Source organism: Dyadobacter endophyticus, assembly GCF_014641595.1.
Lineage (GTDB): Bacteria > Bacteroidota > Bacteroidia > Cytophagales > Spirosomataceae > Dyadobacter > Dyadobacter endophyticus.
Genome location: NZ_BMIA01000002.1, coordinates 189327 through 210064 on the forward strand (window position 1 = coordinate 189327; position 20738 = coordinate 210064).

13 protein-coding genes are annotated in these 20738 nt (G+C 51.1%); 3 read left to right on the forward strand and 10 right to left on the reverse strand.

Annotation, left to right across the window (positions count from 1 at the left end; translation table 11 throughout):
- Positions 1–4: 4 nt before the first annotated feature.
- From IEY24_RS12890 to IEY24_RS12915, 6 genes are all read right to left on the reverse strand, one after another.
- Positions 5–3166, reverse strand: coding sequence for a SusC/RagA family TonB-linked outer membrane protein (locus IEY24_RS12890; protein ID WP_229222209.1), 3162 nt, complete (start codon positions 3164–3166; stop codon positions 5–7).
- A 17-nt stretch (positions 3167–3183) separates the two neighbouring features.
- The gene (locus IEY24_RS12895; protein ID WP_188932656.1) at positions 3184–5031 is read right to left on the reverse strand and encodes a RagB/SusD family nutrient uptake outer membrane protein; all 1848 of its coding nucleotides are present in this window, start codon (positions 5029–5031) and stop codon (positions 3184–3186) included.
- Positions 5032–5047: 16 nt separating this feature from the next.
- Positions 5048–8590 carry a SusC/RagA family TonB-linked outer membrane protein gene (locus IEY24_RS12900; protein WP_229222211.1) on the reverse strand — a complete coding sequence of 1181 codons (3543 nt, stop codon included), beginning with the start codon at positions 8588–8590 and terminating at the stop codon, positions 5048–5050.
- A gap of 157 nt (positions 8591–8747) precedes the next feature.
- Positions 8748–9806, reverse strand: a complete 1059-nt coding sequence (locus IEY24_RS12905) for a FecR family protein (protein ID WP_188932658.1) — start codon at positions 9804–9806, stop codon at positions 8748–8750.
- Between the two features lie 110 nt (positions 9807–9916).
- The gene (locus IEY24_RS12910) at positions 9917–10618 is read right to left on the reverse strand and encodes an RNA polymerase sigma factor (protein WP_188932660.1); all 702 of its coding nucleotides are present in this window, start codon (positions 10616–10618) and stop codon (positions 9917–9919) included.
- Between the two features lie 150 nt (positions 10619–10768).
- Positions 10769–11155, reverse strand: a complete 387-nt coding sequence (locus IEY24_RS12915) for a hypothetical protein (RefSeq protein ID WP_188932662.1) — start codon at positions 11153–11155, stop codon at positions 10769–10771.
- A 279-nt stretch (positions 11156–11434) separates the two neighbouring features.
- Between IEY24_RS12915 and alaS the strand changes: the two genes are divergently transcribed.
- On the forward strand, positions 11435–14095 hold the full coding sequence (gene alaS, locus IEY24_RS12920) for an alanine--tRNA ligase (RefSeq protein WP_188932664.1): 2661 nt from the start codon (positions 11435–11437) through the stop codon (positions 14093–14095).
- A gap of 93 nt (positions 14096–14188) precedes the next feature.
- Here alaS and IEY24_RS12925 read toward each other — a convergent pair whose 3' ends face one another.
- The 3 genes from IEY24_RS12925 to IEY24_RS12935 form a co-directional block, all read right to left on the reverse strand.
- Positions 14189–14674, reverse strand: a complete 486-nt coding sequence (locus tag IEY24_RS12925; RefSeq protein ID WP_188932666.1) for a CHRD domain-containing protein — start codon at positions 14672–14674, stop codon at positions 14189–14191.
- Between the two features lie 155 nt (positions 14675–14829).
- Positions 14830–15699 carry a lysophospholipid acyltransferase family protein gene (locus tag IEY24_RS12930; protein WP_188932668.1) on the reverse strand — a complete coding sequence of 290 codons (870 nt, stop codon included), beginning with the start codon at positions 15697–15699 and terminating at the stop codon, positions 14830–14832.
- Positions 15699–16811 carry a hypothetical protein gene (locus IEY24_RS12935; protein ID WP_188932669.1) on the reverse strand — a complete coding sequence of 371 codons (1113 nt, stop codon included), beginning with the start codon at positions 16809–16811 and terminating at the stop codon, positions 15699–15701. Before IEY24_RS12935 ends, IEY24_RS12930 begins: the two co-directional genes overlap by 1 nt.
- 305 nt (positions 16812–17116) lie before the next feature.
- Between IEY24_RS12935 and IEY24_RS12940 the strand changes: the two genes are divergently transcribed.
- Together IEY24_RS12940 and IEY24_RS33010 are read left to right on the forward strand one after the other, a co-directional pair.
- Entirely contained in the window at positions 17117–18088 is a 972-nt protein-coding gene (locus IEY24_RS12940; RefSeq protein WP_188932671.1) for a T9SS type A sorting domain-containing protein, read from the forward strand.
- 13 nt (positions 18089–18101) lie between these two features.
- Positions 18102–18926 (forward strand): exosporium glycoprotein BclB-related protein, encoded by an 825-nt coding sequence (locus tag IEY24_RS33010; RefSeq protein WP_188932672.1) that lies wholly within the window; start codon positions 18102–18104, stop codon positions 18924–18926.
- Positions 18927–19001: 75 nt separating this feature from the next.
- Here IEY24_RS33010 and IEY24_RS12950 read toward each other — a convergent pair whose 3' ends face one another.
- A complete protein-coding gene (locus IEY24_RS12950; protein WP_229222221.1) occupies positions 19002–20735 on the reverse strand; it encodes an STN and carboxypeptidase regulatory-like domain-containing protein in 1734 nt (577 codons plus the stop codon).
- Positions 20736–20738 lie beyond the last annotated feature (3 nt).

Below are 20738 nucleotides of genomic sequence, written 5' to 3' on the forward strand. Positions count from 1 at the left end.
GGCTTTAAAATGTCAGTTTAACCCCTCCGGAAAAAGTACGGAACAGCGGATAGCTGGTAATCCCCGAATTGACCGACTCGGGATCGACGTTTTTGATCTTCGAGAAAGTGAGCACGTTGGCCCCGCGCACATACACACGGATACCGCGCGCGGCGATGATGTTACCCACACGCACCGGCACATTATAAGCCAGCTCCACATTCTGAATCTTGAAAAACCCACCATCGCGGAGCCAGAAATCCGACGCCACGAAATTGTTGTTTACTTTGTAGTAGGTCAGCCGCGGATATTGCCCTCCGACGTTTTCCTTCACGAAATCAGAATAATTGTTATCACCCCAGCCATTCCAGAAATACTTGTTGGTGAAAGGTATCTGGTAAAATGCACGGCCGTTTCCGATGGCGGTCAGTTCGAGGTTGCGGAATGCGAGTTTCAGGTTCAATGCGTAAATCAAACGCGGAGACCCGTACCCGATCTGGCTCTGGTCGTTGTCGTCGACGATGCCGTCGCCGTTCCGGTCCAGGTATTTGAGGTCGCCGGCTTTCAGCTCATCGTCGTATACCTGCGGGACGACACCGGTTTCGGCATCCGTAGCAAATTTGCCGAGGTAGGTCTGTCCCCAGAAAGCATCCGTAGGCCTTCCAACGCGGGATTGGTAGCCAAAGCGGTAATTGGATTCGTCCCATTTGAGGATTTTGCTGGTCTGCACGGTGGCATTACCGCCGATAGAAAATCGGACATCGCCCAAACGCTCGGTAAATTGCAATGCAGTCTCAACCCCCACATACCTGATTTTGTTATAGTTATACCATGGACGTGCAGTCGACACGCCTATTACCAACGGCAGCGTGTTCGCTAGCTGCGAGACGATGCCGTCGCGCAGGTTATTGAAATAGTTTATCTCAACGGACAACCTGCGTTTGAGGAACAATCCGTCGATCCCGATATTGAACTCTTTGCGTTTCTCCCAGGTCAGGTCCGGATTACCGATGCGCCCGGGCGTGGTGCGGTAAACCGAGTTGTCGGTATTACTGCCAAACCATTGTCCGGTCGAATACGGGCCGAATGCCGAACCCGTCGAATTCACGGCCCAGCGATCGAGGTAATAGAAAGGCGGAAGGAAGCTCTCATAGCCCAGCATACCCGCTTCGGCCCTGATTTTCAGGTAATCAATTCCCTTCAATCCAGAGAAAAAACCTTCTTCTGAAATCACCCAGCTAAACCCGGCGGCCGGAAAGAGCGCATAGCGCTTGCCTTTGTCGAAACTGTAAGTACCCGCATAGTTGAGCACGCCCTGGAACACATAGCGGTCTTTTAGCGAATACACGCCGTTAAAAACCGCATTCTGCTGCCGCTGTGGCTCTTCGATCCCGTTCCGTGACGATTTGCCTATATAATAAGTAAGGCCCGCCTGGATGCTGTGGACATTCCAGCTTTTTTCGTAGCTGAGGCTTTCATAGATCACGAATCGCTGCGAATAGTAATCATGCAGCTTCGCCTGCCCGGCCATATCCACGCCGTCGTGTACTTTGGAAAGCCTGATCGTGTCCTGGCCCCCATCGGTTTTCCCCGGGGTCGCAATGTAGGCAATGTAATCCTCGGCCTTACCGATCCGCAGGCTATTGAAAAGGTTAAACCCTGCATAGGTGGTCGATTTCAGCCCCGGTACCAGCTCTTTCAGGTCATAGTCAAAAGTCAGATTGGAAGCGCCCGTCCGCCCCGTTTCGGTGTAATAGCCATTGTGCATGAGGTTACCGATCGGATTGGTCTTGTAATTGGAACTTACCCCGTACCATGGCGCCACCGCATTGTCGCCGAAAGCCGCATACACCGGAAATGCAATCGGCGGTGTATTGGTAATGTCGTTGATAACGCTACTGAATTCCACGAGATCCAATGCGGTGTTTGTGTTACCATCATCACTGGAGAAGTTGGAATTGTAACCATAGTTTGGCGACCGGCGCAAGGTAAGCCCACCGAAAAAGTCGAACTTCACTTTAATGAGCGGGTTGATCCTGATATCGATGTTCGACCGCACATTAACCCGGTTGTAATCCGATTTCGCCCCGATATTGTAAATGTCCCCTTCCCCGTTGTAGCCCAGGTAGGCATTGTATTGCACCGTTTCGTTCCCGCCCGTCGACGACAGGTTTACCCGTGTGAAAGGTTTGGAATTTTTCAGCATCATCCGCCGGAAATCCACGCTCGAGCGATAGAGATTATACGGGTCGTTCTTTCCGTATTCGGCAATGTCGTTTTCGTTGTAAAGGGGCGACAGGGCGCTGTTCGTTCGCGCGACGTTATTGAGCTGGGCATATTCCCTGCCCGACGCCCAGCCCGGGAACCTGTCGACCACGCTTACACCTTGCTCGGCATTCACGCTCATTACCCGTTCGTGGACCTTCCCTCTTTTTGTTTTAATGTAAATAATGCCATCCGCTCCTCTCGGCCCGAGCATCGCTTTACCCACAATATCTTTAATGATCGTCACCGACTCGATTTCCTGCGGGTCTATCGGCATTTCCGTGATGTCGGTCGGAATATCGTCGATAATAAAGATAGGATTGCGCCCGCGTGTGGCTATACCGATCTTTTCGGTTATTCTGAAATTCCCCAGTTCCTCTTCTGCGGTAAGGCCCGGGGAACCATCATGTTCCACTACTTCCAGACCGTTAACGAGCCCGGCAAATGCATTACGGAGGTCGTTGGTGGGGTATTTTTCAAGATCGGCGGTTTTCAAAGTCACATAGCTGCCTGTCGCCAGCCGCTTTGGCAAACTCATAAACGGCAAGGGAACGGCATCGTCGGACGTGGCAAAGAGCTTCGCTTTTTTCAGTTCCACCACGCTATTGGTTACGATATCGCCCACCAGCGATACCGATTTACTGTAACCATACGACGAAACCGTCACGAAGTCTCCCGGCAGCGCTTCAAAATCGAAATCACCGGTTGCATTGGTCTCTGCGTGGATCTGCCCCTCACCTACAATCACCGAGGCGTTGGGGATCGGGTTGCCGTTTTCGTCGGTCACTTTCAGGCTCACATTCACCGGTTTCGGCTTTGTGGCCGGTTTGTCCTGGGCCAGTGTGTCACCGCCCCACAGCAGGCAAAGCATTATCACTCCGATAATCGCCTGCCCTATATAATGGATAATTTTGTTCATCATTCGTTTGAGCGTTACGGTCACCAGACTTCGTTAGGGACGAAATTTTTCATTTTGTACATATCCTCGGTATTGAACGGCAGATAGTACATGGCTTCTTTCCAGCGTGTCTGGCGATCGGCCGAGAGTGGCATGCGCGTATACTTGAAGCCCGTCGGGTAGGCGGTGCTCACCGGCACTTTTTCTACATCCATACGGTAAAGCGTGCCGCCCATTACTTTCGGGGCATCTTTCCAGCGGCGGATATCGTGGTAATAATGCCCGCCCTCGAAGCACAACTCGATGGTGCGCTCATTCTTGATTCGTTCGCGGAGCTTGTCCTTCGAGCCCGCGTACGCCTGCATCACATTGGGCATGCCCGCACGCGTACGTATGCGGTTTAGCGCCTGCAAGGCAGTCATGGACGCGCCCGGAGCCATACCGTTCGGGCCATATGCTTCGTTGGCGGCCTCGGCGTAGTTCAGGTACAGTTCCCCCAGCCGGATCAGTGGATCGGTGTATTGGGGGGAGGTTTTGTTATTGACACTCTGCTCACCCCAGGTTTTACGTTCGTAGTAGCCGGTGCGCGTAATACCCGCATACGACTGGTCCAGAAGCTGCCCGTACGTGGCGACGCCGTCTTTGGTTTCGTAGTAAATTTTGGCATTGCCGTAACCCGGCACCGGCGCGCTGTTGTAAATAATATCAATATAAAAGCGCGGGTCACGGTCTTTGTAAGGATCTTGCTCACTGTAATGGCCTGCCGCAGCAGCGGCCTGGCGATCGGCAGGTGTATTTAAAGGTTCGCCCCATTTGGTTTCAAATTTGTCCACGGTATTCTGCGTGGGACATTCACCCGACCAGCCTGTTTTACCCCCACCGAAAACGCCATTCATCTGACCATTCAGATCGCCGTTGTTATAGACCTTTGTGCCCGCATACCAGGCCCAGAGTTGTTCATTCGAATAGGTTGTACCGATGTAATTCTTCTTGTAGTCGGCCAGTGAAAGTAAATCGTAGCCATATTTTTCAGCAATCTGAATGGCTTCCCAATTGGCTTTTGCGGCCGCTTCCCAGTCGGTATTACCTTGCTCGTTGTTTAGCGGGCTGGCAGCATACAGCAATGCCCGCGCCTTGAACGCCTTCGCAGCAACGCCGGTAGGGCGCTTTTGCTCGGGGTTATTGAGGTGCCCTGTCACACCCGGCCCGGGGTCACGGCGCATGAGGTCGGCCTTGTCGAAATAGGCGGCGGCGGAGTCCATATCCATAGCGATCCGGATCAGCGTTTCGCGCTTCGAAAGCCTTGGAATGTCCCATTCATCGCCCTGGCCAAGCACTTTGTTGATATAAGGCATGGGGCCCCACAGCCTGAACAGTTCGAAATGCGCGAAAGCACGGATGAAATGCGCCTGTCCTTTGAAATCGTTGATATCCACCGGACTGGCATCTTTGAGCATCCCGATGTTTTTCAGGGTCATATTACATTTCCGAATGATAGAAAACATGGCACCCAAAATAGGCCGACGGGCCGGATCATAGGTCATTTTATTAATAATGGCCGAAATCTGACCACTTTTAATCACCTGTGCATCCATCACCCGCCCCATATCGCTCATATCCGTGAGCGACTCCATCGTATATTTCTGGTCCCAGAAATCGAAGTAGAGCGAATAGCCCGTTTTAATATTGTAAGGGCGCCAGTTGGTACCGTCCAGCTTGTTCCCTTCGTAAATGCCATCGAAAAAATTTTTGAAGTTCTCGTATTTCGAAAAAACATCCGCATCCGTCAGCCCCGACTCCGGCGCCTTGTCGAGATAATCTTCCACGCACGAAGCCAAAAGCAAAATGAACAGCACCGGTACACAGAGTATCGTAATTAATCTTTTCATCGTCTGTTGGTTTGGGTTAGAATGCAGCCCTGATGGCAAACTTTACACTGGTCATTTGGGGATAGAATCCCTGGTTGAAATCTTTCCTTTCCGGGTCGCCCTCAATGAGTTTTGTAAAGGTCCAGAGGTTATTGCCGGTCACGAAGAACACCAGGTTGGAGGTGCCGATCACACGCCGCAGAAATTTGGAATTGAATGTATACGACGCATATACTTCCCTCAATCTCAAATAATTGGACTTGCGCCAGAACCGGTTTTCGATCATGATATCAAACCCTCTGTCGGCCTCGCCTCCGCCCCAGAAAAGATTGTCGGTACTGCCGCCGCCGGAGTAATGCAAAGTAGCATGGTTCGCACCCGGATTGGTCGGTGTCCAGTAGTCGAGCTGCGATGCATGGACCCGCCAGTCACCCTTGATGAATTCCACTTCATAGGGCTGGTTGAATTCCACATATTTGCCCATATTGCCCTGGAACATGAGGTTGAAATCGAACTTTTTCCAGGAGAAACCGGCTGAAAATGAATAGGTAATGGGCGGGTAATCCGAGCCGGGAATCGGGTATTTGTCGAGGTTGGTCACCTTTCCGTCACCGTTGAAGTCCAGGAATTTGTAATCGCCTACATTCAGTTTTTGCAGGTCGATGGCCGCGACATTGTTATGAATGTCGTCTACCGAGGTGTAATATCCGCTCCCCGTCAATTCCACTCCGCTCAGCTGTGCGCCCAATGGCTTGCCGGCCGATTTCTGATAATCGGAAGCGTAAGGCAGGTCATCTTTGAAAAGAATACGGTTTTCATTGAACCCGAACAGCCCTTTTACAAAATAGTTGAGACCCGACGCAGTGTTGTTGCGATACTCCGCTTCCAGCTCGATACCATGCTTTTTAAGGCGACCAAGGTTGAGCTCCTTAAATGAATTACCTACAACCATCGTCACGCTTCGCGGGTCGAGCAGCATTTTCTTACGGTTTTCGTCGAAAAGATCGACACCGAATGTGAAAGTGTCATTCCAAAAGCCGAGTTCAATACCAAAGTCCCGTTTCCGTGCTTCTTCCCACTGTGACACGAGGTTCGGGCCGAGATCCTCGTGAATGTATCCGGAATTATCTTTAAAATAGTCGCTCAGGTACAGCCACCGGTTCGTAGCGATATCGCTTCCCACCTTGCCATCCGAGTACCGCAGTTTCAACTTGCTGATCCAGGGAAGGCGGTCTTTAAAAAATTTCTCCTCCGATACGACCCAGCCAATGGCCCCCGACGGAAAGAAGCCATACCTTTTGCCCGGCGCGAACCGTTCCGAACCCGTGTATCCTACATTCACTTCAAGCAGATATTTCCCCGAATAATCGTAAGTACCCCGGCTCACCAACCCCTGGTTGAAATAGGGAAAACTGACTTCCCTGTCGCGTTGCTGGCGGTTCACCAGCACCAGCCCGGAGATGTTGTGTTTTCCGAACGAACGGTTATAGCTCGCCGACAATTCATAATATAAGTCTTTATAATAGCCCCCTTCCAGTGCACCGACGTTGATATCCAACGGCGCTTGCTCGAATACCTCATTCCCCTGCCCTGCCCTGAACCACGGATTTTCCTCGGTTCCTATTTTATCATAATTCAACTGATATTCAGGAAACGTGTACCGGCCCGTCAGCGACTGGTTTTTATAATACGTACTCAGCGAAACCTTTCCTTTCATGGCCAATCCCTGCGTTACAAAATCCAGTTTCTGATCGAGGATCAGGTCGGTAAAGAGCTTCGAATCCAGATAACGATCGAAGGAACCCTGGTTCATGGAGGTGTAAGGGTTACCTGTAAACTCACCGAAGTTCATCGCCAGGCGGTCGCCCTGGGCGTTGGGATAATCGGGATCTGGCACCTGTGCGAGCACCCAGGCCGGGAAATAGGCCGGGTAGCGCGACGGCCCCGTCGAATAAAGATTGCGCCAGGGACTGCCGCTGGGCTGGTTTTTGATACCGGTCTCGCCGCCTACGTTCAACGACAACGTCGTAGAGCGGGTGAGGTTAAAATCGATATTGGTACGGTAGTTGAACCGGTTGTACCAATAGCGGGTGTCGTCGTAGCCTTCGTGGTAAGCTTTGAAAAAATCGCCCTGGTAGGAATAGCCCAGCGACGTAAAATACTTGATGAAATTCGTCCCGCCCGATACGTTGAAATTAGCATTGGCATTGGAAGCGAACGGTTTGGTCATCAGATCGAACCAGTTTACATCCGGGTAACGCAGACTGTTCAGCGGCGTGGACGGGCTCCTGTATTCATTCAGCGCGTATTGCGGGATAAGGTCGGTAAACTGCTGGCCATTCATCAGTGCCTGGTTGTACATCGACATCGTTTGGTAGGAGCTAATGTGATCCGGAATGCGCGTGGCCTTCGCCAGACCGTAGGAGGCCGTGAAGTCAAGCTTTGGTTTACCGATCGCGCCGCGTTTGGTCGTGACGATAATCACCCCATTCGCTCCTTTTGCACCAAAAACCGCCGTGGCAGATGCATCTTTCAATACCGATATCGTCGCGATTTCATTCGGGTCCATATCGCGGAAATCGCGCTCCACGCCGTCGACCATTACCAGCGGCTGCGAACCATTCCAGCTCGAAAGCCCGCGTATGACGATCTCCGAATGATCGCTGCCCGGCTCGCCGCTTTGCTGCATTGTGAGCACGCCCGAGAGCTTGCCCGCGAGCGCATTGGTGACGTTGGACGTACCCGAGCGCATGAGCGCCTTATTGTCGACCTGCGAAATGGCGCCGACTACGCTCTCCTTCCGCTGGGTGCCGTAGCCTACCACCACTACCTCTTCCAACGCTTTGTTTTCGGGTATCAGCTTTACGTCCAATGACCGGCGGCCTACCACTTGTATTTCCTGAGAAATATATCCTATATAACTGAATACCAGTACCGAAGCATTATTGGTAACCGTAATTTTGTATTTACCGTCGGTATCGGTCGAGAGCCCGTTAAGTGTTCCTTTCTCGACTACGTTCACCCCCGGCAGGCCATTGCCGTTTTCATCTTTGATCACCCCGGTTACCGTCACCGTAAGCGAAGCGATCGCATTTTCCATTACCTCGCGCAGGCGCCGGGCATGATAAGCCTCCGCCGATCCGGTGAATGCTTCCGGTTTGCCGGTAGCCGATGCCTTAAATACCGAAGTGCCGTTCAGTACCTCGGTGACAGCATGCTTTTTGGCATTGGAAACGTAAATGGTTTCGTTGACTCTGCTGAAACTGAGGCTTGTTTCCCGCGAAATGTGCCTGAGCAATTTGCCCACGCTTGCCTGCGGGAAGCTGAGGTCCACGGTCTTATCCCGCACGAGTTTGTGATCGTACTGGAAATTAAAATTGGTTTTGTCGTTGATCACCACAAAGGCATCTTCCAGCGGCACGTTGTGCAGATCGATGGAAATGTAGATTTTCTCAATGCTCTGTTCCTGGGCTTTGCCGTCGGAAGCCGATAGCAAACCAGCAAAAATGCATTGCAAAACCGTCCCGATAAGCGCATACCTAGACATCGCTACAATTTGTCGTAGTAGTTTATATTGCATATTTTTGATCGTTTTGAATTTCACGTTCATTACACGTGGCTTTCTCCGTTACCTGATTGAGCGCCAACTCTTAGCACGGGAAAGTCACACGGACCGGTAATCAGCGATGGTTACCGGTTCTTTTTTAGCTGGTGTCAGACTGCATAGGCTGCTTTGGTTATTGAAGGTTTACAATGCTGTTGTTGACTTTGTATGAAAACCGGTTGGGGTAGCTCATTACGCCGAGAATATAATCCAGCGGCTTGTCCTGGAACTTGCCGCTGAACCGCCAGTCGGTATCCATGCGTACGCCCGGCGCGACCTCGAATTTCACACCATACCAGCGTTCCAGTTTGAGGATGGTTGAATGAAAATCTGATTTCTGGAAGTAAAGCATACCGTCCTTCCAGCCAATCTGCTCCTTTTCGTCGTAGATACTCACAATGAGCTCGCCGGCCTCCTTCTGAAAGGTTGCCATTTCGCTTTTGCTCAGGAAAACACACGCATTCTGGTCTTCCGAGCCTATTTTGGCGTTCACCTTTACTTTCCCCTCCACCACCGCCACTTGTACCGCCTTGTTTTCGGGATAGGCGCGGATGTTGAACGAGGTGCCCAGTACCTTCGTCACCACTTCACCGGTAGTGATCACGAACGGGGCTTTTTCGTTTCTGGTTACGTCGAAAAACGCCTCGCCGGACAGGCTTACTTTCCGGATTTTTTCTTCAAATTCTTCGGGATAAGAAATCGACGACCCGGCATTGAGCGTTACGCGGGTGCCGTCAGGGAGCACGAGTTTCCGCTGCTGCCCGTTCGCCGCCTTGTGCTCCACTGGTACAAAAGCCGAAGCCGGGGCATGGTGATAGGCCAGGTAGCGATTTACCAGGAAAAAAGCGCCCACGAGCACACAGGCTGCGGCCAGCAACCTGAACACCCTACGAAGCGCAATGCGCCGGGGCTGGTCAACGGAAGGGCTCCTGACGTCAGGCGCAGCAATGGACGATTCCAACCGTTTCCATTGTTGTTCGATGTCATAGCTGGGCACCGGTCTCCCCTGGAAATGCAGGGCATAGACGATCTTCCGGGCTTTTTCGATTTCGGGGCGGTGGGACGGGTTGGCGAGGAGCCATTTTTCCCACAAATGATCATTTTCGGGGGCGGTGCCGTTGAGCCACGCACGGAAATCGTCGTCGAGAACGAAATCCTTGTAGCCGAACCGGTCGTATTTATGCGCTTCCAATAGGATAATATTTATTCTTTACTTTGATAAAGCCAGAACAAATACCAAGTGACCCTCGACCAGTCAATTTTTTTATAAAAATTTTTACATTTATTTCAAATACCTTCTAATCAGCCCCGGATCAAATCATTAATAACTTCTACACCCTCTACCATCGTCCCACCGGAGGCCAAGAGCGACAGGTAAACACCGAGTACGAACCGCACATCCTTTCCTTGCGGCGCGAGTTCTTCATTGAGTGCGTCCAACGCTTTGTAAATAAGCTTATAAACGGCCCGTGTAGAGATATTCATGATCAGGGCGATCTCGCCAAACGACTGATCGTTGTAGAATCTGAGATACAATGCCTCTTTCTGGCGGGCGGGGAGATTTTGAATGGCTCTTTGAAGCGAAATCACATTTTCTTTCAGCGTCTGATCATGGATCATCTTCGTTTCCGTGGATAGTTCGACATGGAACAGCGAATCGTCGTCGTCCAATGCGATCGTTAACAGGCTTGCTTTCGCCCTTTTAAGGACCAGCCTGCGGAGCGAAGCGAGCAGGTAATTCCGGATGGAATCTGAACTGCCCAGGAATGCTTTTCGCTCCCAGATATTCATGAACAGGATCTGAATGCAGTCCTTAACCTCCTCCTGATCCTTATTGAAGCGCAGGCCGTAATTGAGCAGCGAGGGATAGTAATGCCGGAATATCTGTTCAAAAGCTTCGCCGCTTCCCGCTCGCAGCATGTTCCAGAGTGGTGAGGCCGACCCAGGCACGGCCGGTCCTGTCCCTTGCGGTTTCTGGTTGTTCGTCAGGTCAATAGCTTCCATGTTCGCTGAGATTGGCTAATTTCGGTCCGGGAAAAGCCATTGGCAGTATGTCACCGCACAATGATTTTTAGGTGACGCAGAATATGCCGATCACCCTTAAAAAGTCAATATTTTTCACGAAATAATAAAATCAGCGGCGGGGCAGTGGGCTCAATGGTTGCCCAATATAAAGTAAAAGATAAATAGCAGAAATGTAACCGACATCAGGATCAGGACTATATTGCCTGCCGAAAGTCTGCTAGCCGGCTGATCCAGGGCATTTTTTCTCGAATCGCGGTCGCCCATTATATCCAGCGAGCTCATAATGCGGCCCCAGATAGAGTTCACTTCCTGACTGGAAAGGTTGTCGGGCTTCCAGTCAGAGGCGATCAGCACCAGTTCACGCGCTTTGGCGACGGTGTCCTTCCGAGCGGGATATTTAAGGATCCAGTTTTCCCAAAAAGAGCGGATAGGCGGATCATCAGGAAACCGGACCCATCTTATGAAGAGGTTTTCCATTGCCAACTCCTCAGCCGATAACTCTGAAAACGGTTTCATCGATATTAGTAGATTGAATTTTAGGGCTCTTCACATTTAAACCGGGATTCTGACCATCTCCGGTATTATATGTTTGTTAAGCTTTATGTGTAAAAAAGGAGGCGTTTGCGGGTTTATACTCACTTTGCCGGCATCGAAGGAATTATTTCAAAAATAGCCATCCTGTACTATGGGGTATCCCGAAATTTGGAATATGCACAGGCGTAGTAACTTAATTTCAAAGCAACTGTGTACCTTTGCGGCAAATTTCATGATGATATAAGTACCAAAACAGACACAATGACCTCGCATCAAATACGTCAGGCTTTTCTTGATTTTTTCCGCAGCAAAGAACATTTAATAGTACCCTCGGCCCCGCTGGTAGCCAAGAACGACCCCACGCTGATGTTCAACAACTCGGGGATGGCGCAGTTCAAGGACTTTTTCCTCGGGAACGGCACGCCGCCATCGCGCCGGATCGCGGATACCCAGAAATGTCTGCGCGTTTCAGGAAAGCACAACGACCTGGAAGATGTGGGTTTTGATACCTATCACCACACGATGTTCGAAATGCTCGGCAACTGGTCGTTTGGTGATTACTTCAAAAAAGAGGCGATCGCCTGGGCTTGGGAGTTGCTGACAGACGTTTACAAACTGCCGAAAGACAGACTGTATGTGTCGGTATTTGAAGGAAATGAGGCCGATGGTGTGCCGTTCGACCAGGAGGCGTGGGATCTATGGAAGGGCATCGTTGGCGAAGACCGCATTATCCTCGGAAACAAAAAAGACAACTTCTGGGAAATGGGCGATACAGGCCCTTGTGGCCCTTGTTCCGAAATACACGTCGACCTCCGCACACCTGCGGAAGTGGCAGCAGTTTCGGGTAAATCGCTCGTGAACAACGACCACCCGCAAGTGGTGGAAATATGGAACCTGGTATTCATGCAGTTCGAGCGCAAGGCCGATGGTTCACTGATCCCGCTCCCATCGACGCACGTCGATACCGGAATGGGTTTCGAGCGCCTTTGCATGGCTATCCAGCAAAAAACATCGAACTACGATACCGACGTTTTCCAAAACACAATTCAGGTGCTGGAAACGCTTTCGGGCAAAAAATACGGACAGAACGACGAGCCGTTCGCCGACATCGCCATGCGTGTGATCTCCGACCACATCCGCGCGGTTTCGTTCGCGATCACCGATGGTCAGCTGCCTTCGAACGTAAAGGCCGGCTATGTGATCCGTCGCATTCTCCGCCGCGCTGTGCGTTACGGATATTCCTACCTGGGCTTTCAGGAGCCATTCTTCCACAAGCTGGTGCCGGTATTGGCCGAGCAGTTTAAGGATGTGTTTACCGAACTGAGAGATCAGGAAGAATTTGTGACCCGCGTGATCCTGGAAGAAGAAAAGAGCTTCCTCCGCACACTCGAATCGGGTTTGAAAAGATTGGACAGCATTACTTCCGGCTTAAAAGAGAAAGGTATCAATACCATCCCTGGGGATGAGGTATTCGAACTGAGCGACACTTTTGGTTTCCCGGTGGACCTTACCGCGCTGATCGCCCGCGAGAAAAACTTCCAGATCGATGAAACCGGTTACCAGGATGCATTGGCCGAGCAGAAAAAACGCTCGCGCCAGGACGCTGCCAAAGAGGCTACCGACTGGATCGAGCTTCGCGAGTACGACGGCGTTGAATTCCTGGGCTATGATTTTGAAGAAACACACAGCCACATTGTCAAATACCGCAAGGTGAAAACCAAAACTGGCGAAGAATACCACATCGTACTCGACCGTACGCCTTTCTATGCCGAAATGGGCGGACAAGTCGGGGACACTGGCGAACTTCTTTTAAATGGGGAGAAAAAGGAGGAAGGAGGAAGGAGGATTGCGATTGTTGATACTAAGAAGGAAAATGACCTTTTTGTACATGTTTCCCGTGATAAGGATTTGGACGAGGCATTGTCCGGAGCAGGCATTATTACTGCCAAAATTGATATCGACCGGCGCAATAAAATCAAATCGAACCACACGGCTACGCACCTGATGCTCTCGTCTATGCGCGAGGTGCTGGGCACGCACGTGAGCCAGAAAGGTTCTTTTCTGAACGACGAAGTACTGCGTTTCGACTTTGCCCATTTCTCGAAAGTGACCGACGAGGAACTGCGGAAGATCGAAGACCGCGTGAACGAAAAGATCCGCGAAAATATCGCACTCGACGAAAGAAGAAACGTACCCATTCAGCAGGCGCTGGATGCAGGTGCTACGGCTACATTTGGTGAGAAATATGGTGATTTTGTCCGTCTGATTATCTTCGATCCTCAATTCTCTTTTGAGCTTTGCGGGGGTACGCACGTACCTTCAACGGGGGAGATCGGCGTGTTCAAGTTTATTTCCGAAGGCTCGGTGTCAGCCGGCGTTCGTCGTGTTGAAGCTGTGACAGGTGAAAAAGCCCTCGAACTGATGCGCCAGCAGGAAGAGACTTTAAATAAAATTAAAGACCTGCTCAAAAGCCCGACCGACCTGATCAAAGCCGTTGAAGGCCTGATCGAAGAACGTTCGGCATTGCAGAAGAAGATTGCAGCACTCGAAAACGAGAAGATCCAGGCATTGAAAACGATATTGATGGAGAATATGGAAACCCACAGCACATTCAATCTGATCGTGCAGAAAGTGGACGTGCCGAGTGCCGATTCTTTGAAACAGCTCTCCTACGAGCTTCGCGACCAGGTCGAGAACCTGATCGCCGTATTTGGCGCTGAAATCGGCGGTAAGCCACAACTTTCGGTGTTCATTGCCGAGAATATCGTTCAGGAAACCGGACTGAATGCCGGCAAGATCGTGAAAGACCTGGCGAAAGATATCCGCGGCGGCGGTGGCGGGCAGCCTTTCTTTGCCACAGCGGGTGGTTCCGATGCAAGCGGACTGGATACTGCGCTGGAAAAAGCCAAAGACCTGTTTTAAACGGCCATCACTGCTTCTTATATAAAAAACAAGAGCGGCATCCTCCCGGAGCCGCTCTTGTTTTTTGCACTTCGTAAGTGCCAAATCAGTAGGTTATTCCTCAGCTTTCAACTGTCCTCTGATCTCACCGGTCGGATACTTGGCTGTATGAATGTTTACATAATACAAACCTGCCTTCAGATCGGCCACTTGTGCCTCGGTAAGGGTGTCTTTAAATGCGAAGGGTGTTTTGAAATCGGTGCCGAAGTCGATTACCACTGCACCTGTCGAATCGGGCGACCCCTTGTGGATGTGCCAGCCCGTTGGTAAGAACAAAGAGTCTGTCGACGCCGAATCTGACGCCGCCGAGTCGCTGTAAACGATGTTGAGACTCAAAATCCTCGACTCCTGGTCTAATGTACCATCTACTGAACCAGTAGCTGTTGATGGATTAGCGGGTACTTCGTTTGCTCCGGAAAGCGTTGTGGACACTTTCAGTTCGGGCAATACGGGAGTTGGGTCTGCTGTCTCGTCGTCGTCATTACATGCAGCCACCATCCCGGCGATCACAAACACACCCATGAATGCTAATTTTCTCATAATGCTTTGTTTTAGTAAATAATTGGTTTGACCGCGCCGCCGTAAAATTATGGTTCCCGGCAAAACCAACCTTACCCAAAACACTCATCTTCAATTATTTACAAAAACCATTTAAAGATCGCGGTTTGGGGAAAAGACCTACCCTTTGCTGAATATTACAACAATTTCAGGGCATTGACCGGCTTTTGGCCGTCCCGCGAGTGGAACTTCCAGCGGTTATGCGACCACAGCCAGAGCTCCGGCTGCCGTTCTATCGTGTTTTCCAGGGCCTTATAATAATGTTCCATAATCCCCGCTTCGCCGAGCTCCCGCGCCTGTGAGGTAATGAGCCGGAATCTAAAATCGTATGAGTTCCGTTCCTTTTTGGTCACATCGAGGTACACGACCGGACAATTTCGCTGGACGGCAATGCGCGCCGCACCCGACTGCACGAAGGTTTTCCGGTTCATGAAATTGAGATAATATTTGCCCGACTCCGGGGGCCGTTGATCGGCAATGGTGACGAAAATGGCCGAAGAATCGGTATTCCAGCCCAATGTCCGGCGGTACCATTCCGATTTGGGGATCAGCACTACTCCGAAACGGCCTCTCAATTTCAACAACCAGCTATTCAACCATCTATTCGATACCGGTGAATAAGCGGCCAGTATCTGGCTCTCGGTTTGAAGGGGAAGCGAAAGCAGGTATTCCCAGCTTCCGTAATGCGACGCCATGAGTACAATGTGTTTATTTTCTTGCAAAAGCCGGTCGATCAATGCGGTGTTCTCGAAGTTGACCAGTTTCCCGAGGCTCCCCCGTGTTATTCCGCTGATTATGAACGGCTCGACGATCAGGTCGGCCAGGTGGCGGAAATAGGCTGTGACCATTTGGCGGATCTCCTTTTCGGAGCGTGTCGGGAAGCAGCGGGCCATATTCAGCAGCACCATATGGCGGCGATAGGGCCATAGTTTGAACAGTACCAGGAAAATCAGGTCCGAAAGGGAACGCCAGCCCCATAGGGCCAGCCTGAACCGCAGCGCTCGCATCAGAACAAGAACTGCACGCCTGCGTTAACCCCTACGAAAAGCCCCTGAAAATCTTTGGAACTGTTGTTTTTCCAGATATACTTTTTGATAAAATCATAGTCATTCTCGCGCTCGTAGGATACATAATTGAGCGTCGGTCCTGCGAATGCTTCGAAGCCGTTACCTAACTTCAATGCAGGCAGGATGCGTAGTGAATTCTTGTTGTAATGCCCTCCGTCAAAGTCGGTAAGCGTATGGCTTATGGCTTCCAGGTTAATGCGTAAGGGACCGCCCAACCGGATGTGTGCGCCCAGGCCCCCTTCGGCAGCGTACATCGCTTTGGCATTGTTCCTGAAATTGTATCCTATGCCTGCGATCCCGTAAAGCACACGCCCTCCCGAGCGGAAGGAAACAATGCCGGTCATCGTTTCGTCGATCGTGACGGCAACCGATTTTTCCCCGTTTTTGATAAAGTTGAAGATTGCGATCGGGTAATCGCTGCTATCGGCAATGTTGATGAGCCCTGCGAGCTGGACTCCCCTCACCTTTTTCGCTACGTTGGCAAAACCGCCGATCTGGACATTTACATCGCCGGCTTTGTTCAGAAACCCGGCCACCTGGGCTCCTTTCACGTTTTTACGGGCAATGTTGGTAAAGCCGGCAAGCTGGACCGCACCTGCGTTTTCGGCCAGGTTCATAAATCCTGCCACCTGCGCGCCTTTGGCCTCATGCCCTACAATATTCGCAAAGCCCGCCAGTTGCGCACCGTCCGCGTTGTTGCCTGTTACGTTGGCCAGCCCAGCCAGCTGCGCCCCACCGGCATCGTTGCCGATTACATTCGCTACGCCGGCCATGTGTACACCGTGGGCATTTTCCTTTACTACGTTGGCGACACCCGCCAGAGCAACGCCCGTCTCTCCCTTTGAAAGTCCGGCAATTACGTGAAGGGAAAACCGGTTGGTAATTGAAGCGGCCTGTTTACCATTAGAACTTATCGGGTAGATAAAACCAATATGCGCCGGAGCTGTATCGCGCTGGGCGGCACCCTGCTGGGCGACAGAACGGAACGAAAGGGCTAGTAACAGTATGCTGAGGATGGCTAGTCTGGATGGAATAAAGCGCAAATTTTTCATGGGTAATGCATTTAAAAGAATTGGAAGTTGAATTGCACACGCTCCCGGCTTCCCTGCAGGCCTTCAATTCGACCGGTTCAATCCGTATGCATCTAACCGACAACCAGAATGCTGCTTACCCTAATTTTTTGCCAAAAAAATAAACACCCATAGCGCCGTTTCGACATATCAACATACCTCTACAAACTACATTCGCCATCTAGACAGATTTATAGAAATAATTTTAATGAAATACCCGTAACTCTTTAAATATTTATATACATTTAGCCAAATTGTCACATTTCTCACACTCAACCCCAATCTCTATGACTAAACGTTATCTGCTTTTTTGTCAGTTGGCATTACTTCCAACTCTGGCCGCACAAGCTCAGTTTACAGTAGGAGCCGATGGTTTCTTTATTGGACAGAATACTCAGGTCTTTATCGACAGCCTTACGCTAAACCCGAGCGTCGACTTTTCGCTTGTGTCGCAAACACTCACGATCACGCCGACACCCATTCCCGGAGCCCCGCCCAGCATCGCGAGAGTTTACAACCTTACCACACCTGTTAATTTCACAGGCGTGGCAGGCTTCTTCTACCGGGCTTCGGAGCTCAATGGTAACACCGAGAGCACATTGCAGGTCAACCACGGCAATGCAAATTTCGTTTCGACCACCGGAAGCACCGTCAACGTAATTCAGCACTACATTTCCAACACCCTGCCGCTCACCAATTTTACATCACTCACCGCCGCGCAGGAAGGTGCATTACCGGTAAACCTGGTAGACTTCAAGGTAAAACGTGTGGAGAATGCGACAGTGCTTTACTGGCAAACTTCGGAGGAAAAAAACAGCGATCATTTCGAAGTCCAGCAAAGCGAAGATTTACGAAAATGGAATGCATTGGGTACTGTCAACGCGGCGAACGAGAGCTCGCAGCAGAAAGATTACTCCTTCCCGGATATCGCGGAGCGGTACGGAACGCAGTATTACCGGCTGAAAATGGTGGATGCTGACGGCAGCTTTGCTTTCAGCAAAATCGAGTCCATCCGGCTGGGTTCTTCCGGGCTGATCAGTGCTTATCCCAATCCTGTGGTGGACAAACTTCGTATTGGTTCCAAAGAAGCGCTCGCGAGCGTGAAAGTGACCGATCTGGCGGGCCGTTCGTTCCTGGAACTATCGAAGCCTAAGCCCGGGCAGGAGTTCAGCATGAAAAACTATCCGGCCGGTACCTATTTCGTGAAGGTTGAAACGGCGGACGGTAAAGTTCAGGTTGTAAAAATCATTAAACAGTAAACCTCGCATCCTTATGAAAAACATATATTTAGTCCCTATCTCTTTCCAAAGCATCAAAAGAGGCCTGCTAAGTTGCCTCCTGGCCCTGTTTGCATTCACTGTTCAAGCACAGGTAGGTATTGGAACCATCAGTCCTCATCCCAGCGCACAACTTGAAATTCAAGCCCCGCTCAAAGGTTTATTGATTCCCAGAATGCCCGAAGCCTTCCGTATACTTATCCCAACCCCAGCCACGGGTCTATTAGTGTATCAAACAGACGGAGCAGCACCTGGCTTCTATTATTTTGACGGGGTTATCTGGCAGCCTTTGAAATCCGCAGCCTCGTCTGGCGGAGGTGCGATCATTCCTTACGCATCCGGTGCACCGATCGTGATGACCACCATTCTGGGAGGTCTGGTTGGTACAACCTCGGTACTTGGTTTCGGAACGTCTGCAACAGGCATATCGCTGATTGGAGGCACAATCGACGCGACAGCGCTTACCAACTTTGCGTATTCGGTACCACGTAACGGAACCATCACGTCTATCTCGGGCTTCTTTAGTAATACCGTAGCTCTGGCACTTATAGGTTCCACGCTGACCATCCAGGCGGAGTTGTATGCCGCCCCCGCAGGAAGTAATGTGTTTTTGCCTGTGCCGGGAGCAGTTGTGACCCTCGCACCGGGCCTTACCGGTATTGCGTCGATCGGAACCACTGCTACCGGAACTACTACCGGGCTTAGTATCCCGGTACTTGCGGGTTCGAGATTATTGTTGGTTTACTCCACGACAGCAACAGGAATTGGCCTGATTAACACCGTGACAGGCTACGCCAGCGCCGGTGTAGGTATCGATTAACCAAATCGCAAAACGAACACAGAAAGGCCCGGAACCTATGTTCCGGGCCTTTCTCATTCCCCGCACTCGGCGCATTTACAGCTTACCGTATCGCCAGCTGATGCCCGCCTGAAAGCCGATCCAGGACGAAACTTTGTTGCTACCCAGATCGATTTTCGGGTAGCCCGATGGTGGAAATTGCTTGTAACCTCTTCCGGTTTCAACACCGTCATGGTCATAAATCGAGTAGGAAGGCCCGCCGAAAAGCATGAAATGTTTATTGAACTTGTAAGTAGCAGCAATCTGCAAGCGGTACAACGACGGCATGGTCTCCCAATTCCCCAGATAAAGATTCTGATTGAGTATCTCTACGAAGAAACCTGCCTTTTTGAAAGGAAAAAACTCACGACCGAAACCGGCACCGAAGGTTCGTATTTTTTTATCGCCGTTCAAACCCGTACCGGCCATCAGCAGGCTGTAAAAACGGTGCGTCCCCATTTTCCAGGCCACATTAAACGGCGCCACGTCGGTCGCATACACCGAAATATTGGAAGTACTTTTCCTGACGATATTGACAAGGCCGATACTTGCGCCGGAAGAGCTGTCGGCGATATTGACAATGCCTATTTGTACGCCCCGCATTATTTTGGCATAATTGAATGGCGCAAGCTGCACTCCCCTGATATTCCTGGCCATGTTGAGCCCGCCGGAAATCTGCGTCGCACGGACCGAATCGCGCGCGTTGTTGGCTGCACCGGCAATTTGTACTCCCTCAAAAATACCGCGTACCTGGTTGTAGCCACCGGATATCTGCGCGCCGTGGCCTCCGTTGCGGATCAGGCTGATAGTCCCTGAAACCTGTGCTCCTGCAATCCCGCCTCCGGCCCTGCTCAAAAAACCGCTTATCTGCACACCGTCGACGCGTTTTCGCACCATCCCGCTAAAACCGGAGATTTGCACGCCATTCAGCGAATCCAGCACATTATTGCTAAAACCGGCTATCTGCACACCATTGACATGCCCCGATACCACATTGAATGCTCCCGCAAGCTGCACATAGCGCACGTTCTCTTTTGAAATATTAAATCCACCCGCAATCTCGACCCCATTTACCCCCGCCGTATAGCCACCCGCGACATTTAGCGAAAACTTGTTGACCACCTGCGCACTCATACGCCCGTGCGTGCCCAGCCCGGGCGTAAGCGATGCCTGGTAGGGCAATGCGACAAAAAACTGGCCGATATTACGGCTCTGCGCGCGGAGGCGCTGAGAAAGGAAAAGGCGCCCCAGCCAGGTAGATTCGCCTTCGGAATAACGAACGATAAGCGGGTCGAGGTCCACGGCCTTTTGCTGGATACGCATTGTCCGCGCCGATTCGTCGGTGCTGTTGATGACCATGGTCGTATCGCCGTAACCTACCTTACTGACGGTCAGATAAATGGGAAAGGACCGTTCTTTAATACGCAGCCTGAAACCGCCGTCATCTTCCGAAAGCGTCGACACAAGCAGTTGCCGCGAGTAGACGCTCGCGTAATCGACCGGCTTCCCGGTTTCATCGTCCAGAATGAGCCCGCTGATATGAAAGGATTTTTCCCTGGGCACCGGCAGGATGATCAGGTAATCGCCTTTTTCCTTGTACTGAAATCTGTTTTGAAAAAGTTGGTCGAGCACTTGCCGTACAGGTTCCCGGGCGGCATTTAATGTAACAAGGCTGTCGCCCGCGATCAGGTTACTATTGTAGGAAAAATAGAATTTCCCTTGCTCGCTTATGGATTTCAAAACAGCAGAAACCGGCTGCCCCTTTACAGAGATATCAACCGGTTTATTCAAAAT

Bases quoted from the DNA above. Each gene is read 5' to 3' on its own strand.
- IEY24_RS12890 (WP_229222209.1), bottom strand. From the start codon at position 3,166: ATGATGAACAAAATTATCCATTATATAGGGCAGGCGATTATCGGAGTG.
- IEY24_RS12895 (WP_188932656.1), bottom strand. From the start codon at position 5,031: ATGAAAAGATTAATTACGATACTCTGTGTACCGGTGCTGTTCATTTTG.
- IEY24_RS12900 (WP_229222211.1), bottom strand. From the start codon at position 8,590: ATGCAATATAAACTACTACGACAAATTGTAGCGATGTCTAGGTATGCG.
- IEY24_RS12910 (WP_188932660.1), bottom strand. From the start codon at position 10,618: ATGGAAGCTATTGACCTGACGAACAACCAGAAACCGCAAGGGACAGGA.
- IEY24_RS12915 (WP_188932662.1), bottom strand. From the start codon at position 11,155: ATGAAACCGTTTTCAGAGTTATCGGCTGAGGAGTTGGCAATGGAAAAC.
- alaS (WP_188932664.1), top strand. From the start codon at position 11,435: ATGACCTCGCATCAAATACGTCAGGCTTTTCTTGATTTTTTCCGCAGC.
- IEY24_RS12925 (WP_188932666.1), bottom strand. From the start codon at position 14,674: ATGAGAAAATTAGCATTCATGGGTGTGTTTGTGATCGCCGGGATGGTG.
- IEY24_RS12930 (WP_188932668.1), bottom strand. From the start codon at position 15,699: ATGCGAGCGCTGCGGTTCAGGCTGGCCCTATGGGGCTGGCGTTCCCTT.
- IEY24_RS12935 (WP_188932669.1), bottom strand. From the start codon at position 16,811: ATGAAAAATTTGCGCTTTATTCCATCCAGACTAGCCATCCTCAGCATA.
- IEY24_RS12940 (WP_188932671.1), top strand. From the start codon at position 17,117: ATGACTAAACGTTATCTGCTTTTTTGTCAGTTGGCATTACTTCCAACT.
- IEY24_RS33010 (WP_188932672.1), top strand. From the start codon at position 18,102: ATGAAAAACATATATTTAGTCCCTATCTCTTTCCAAAGCATCAAAAGA.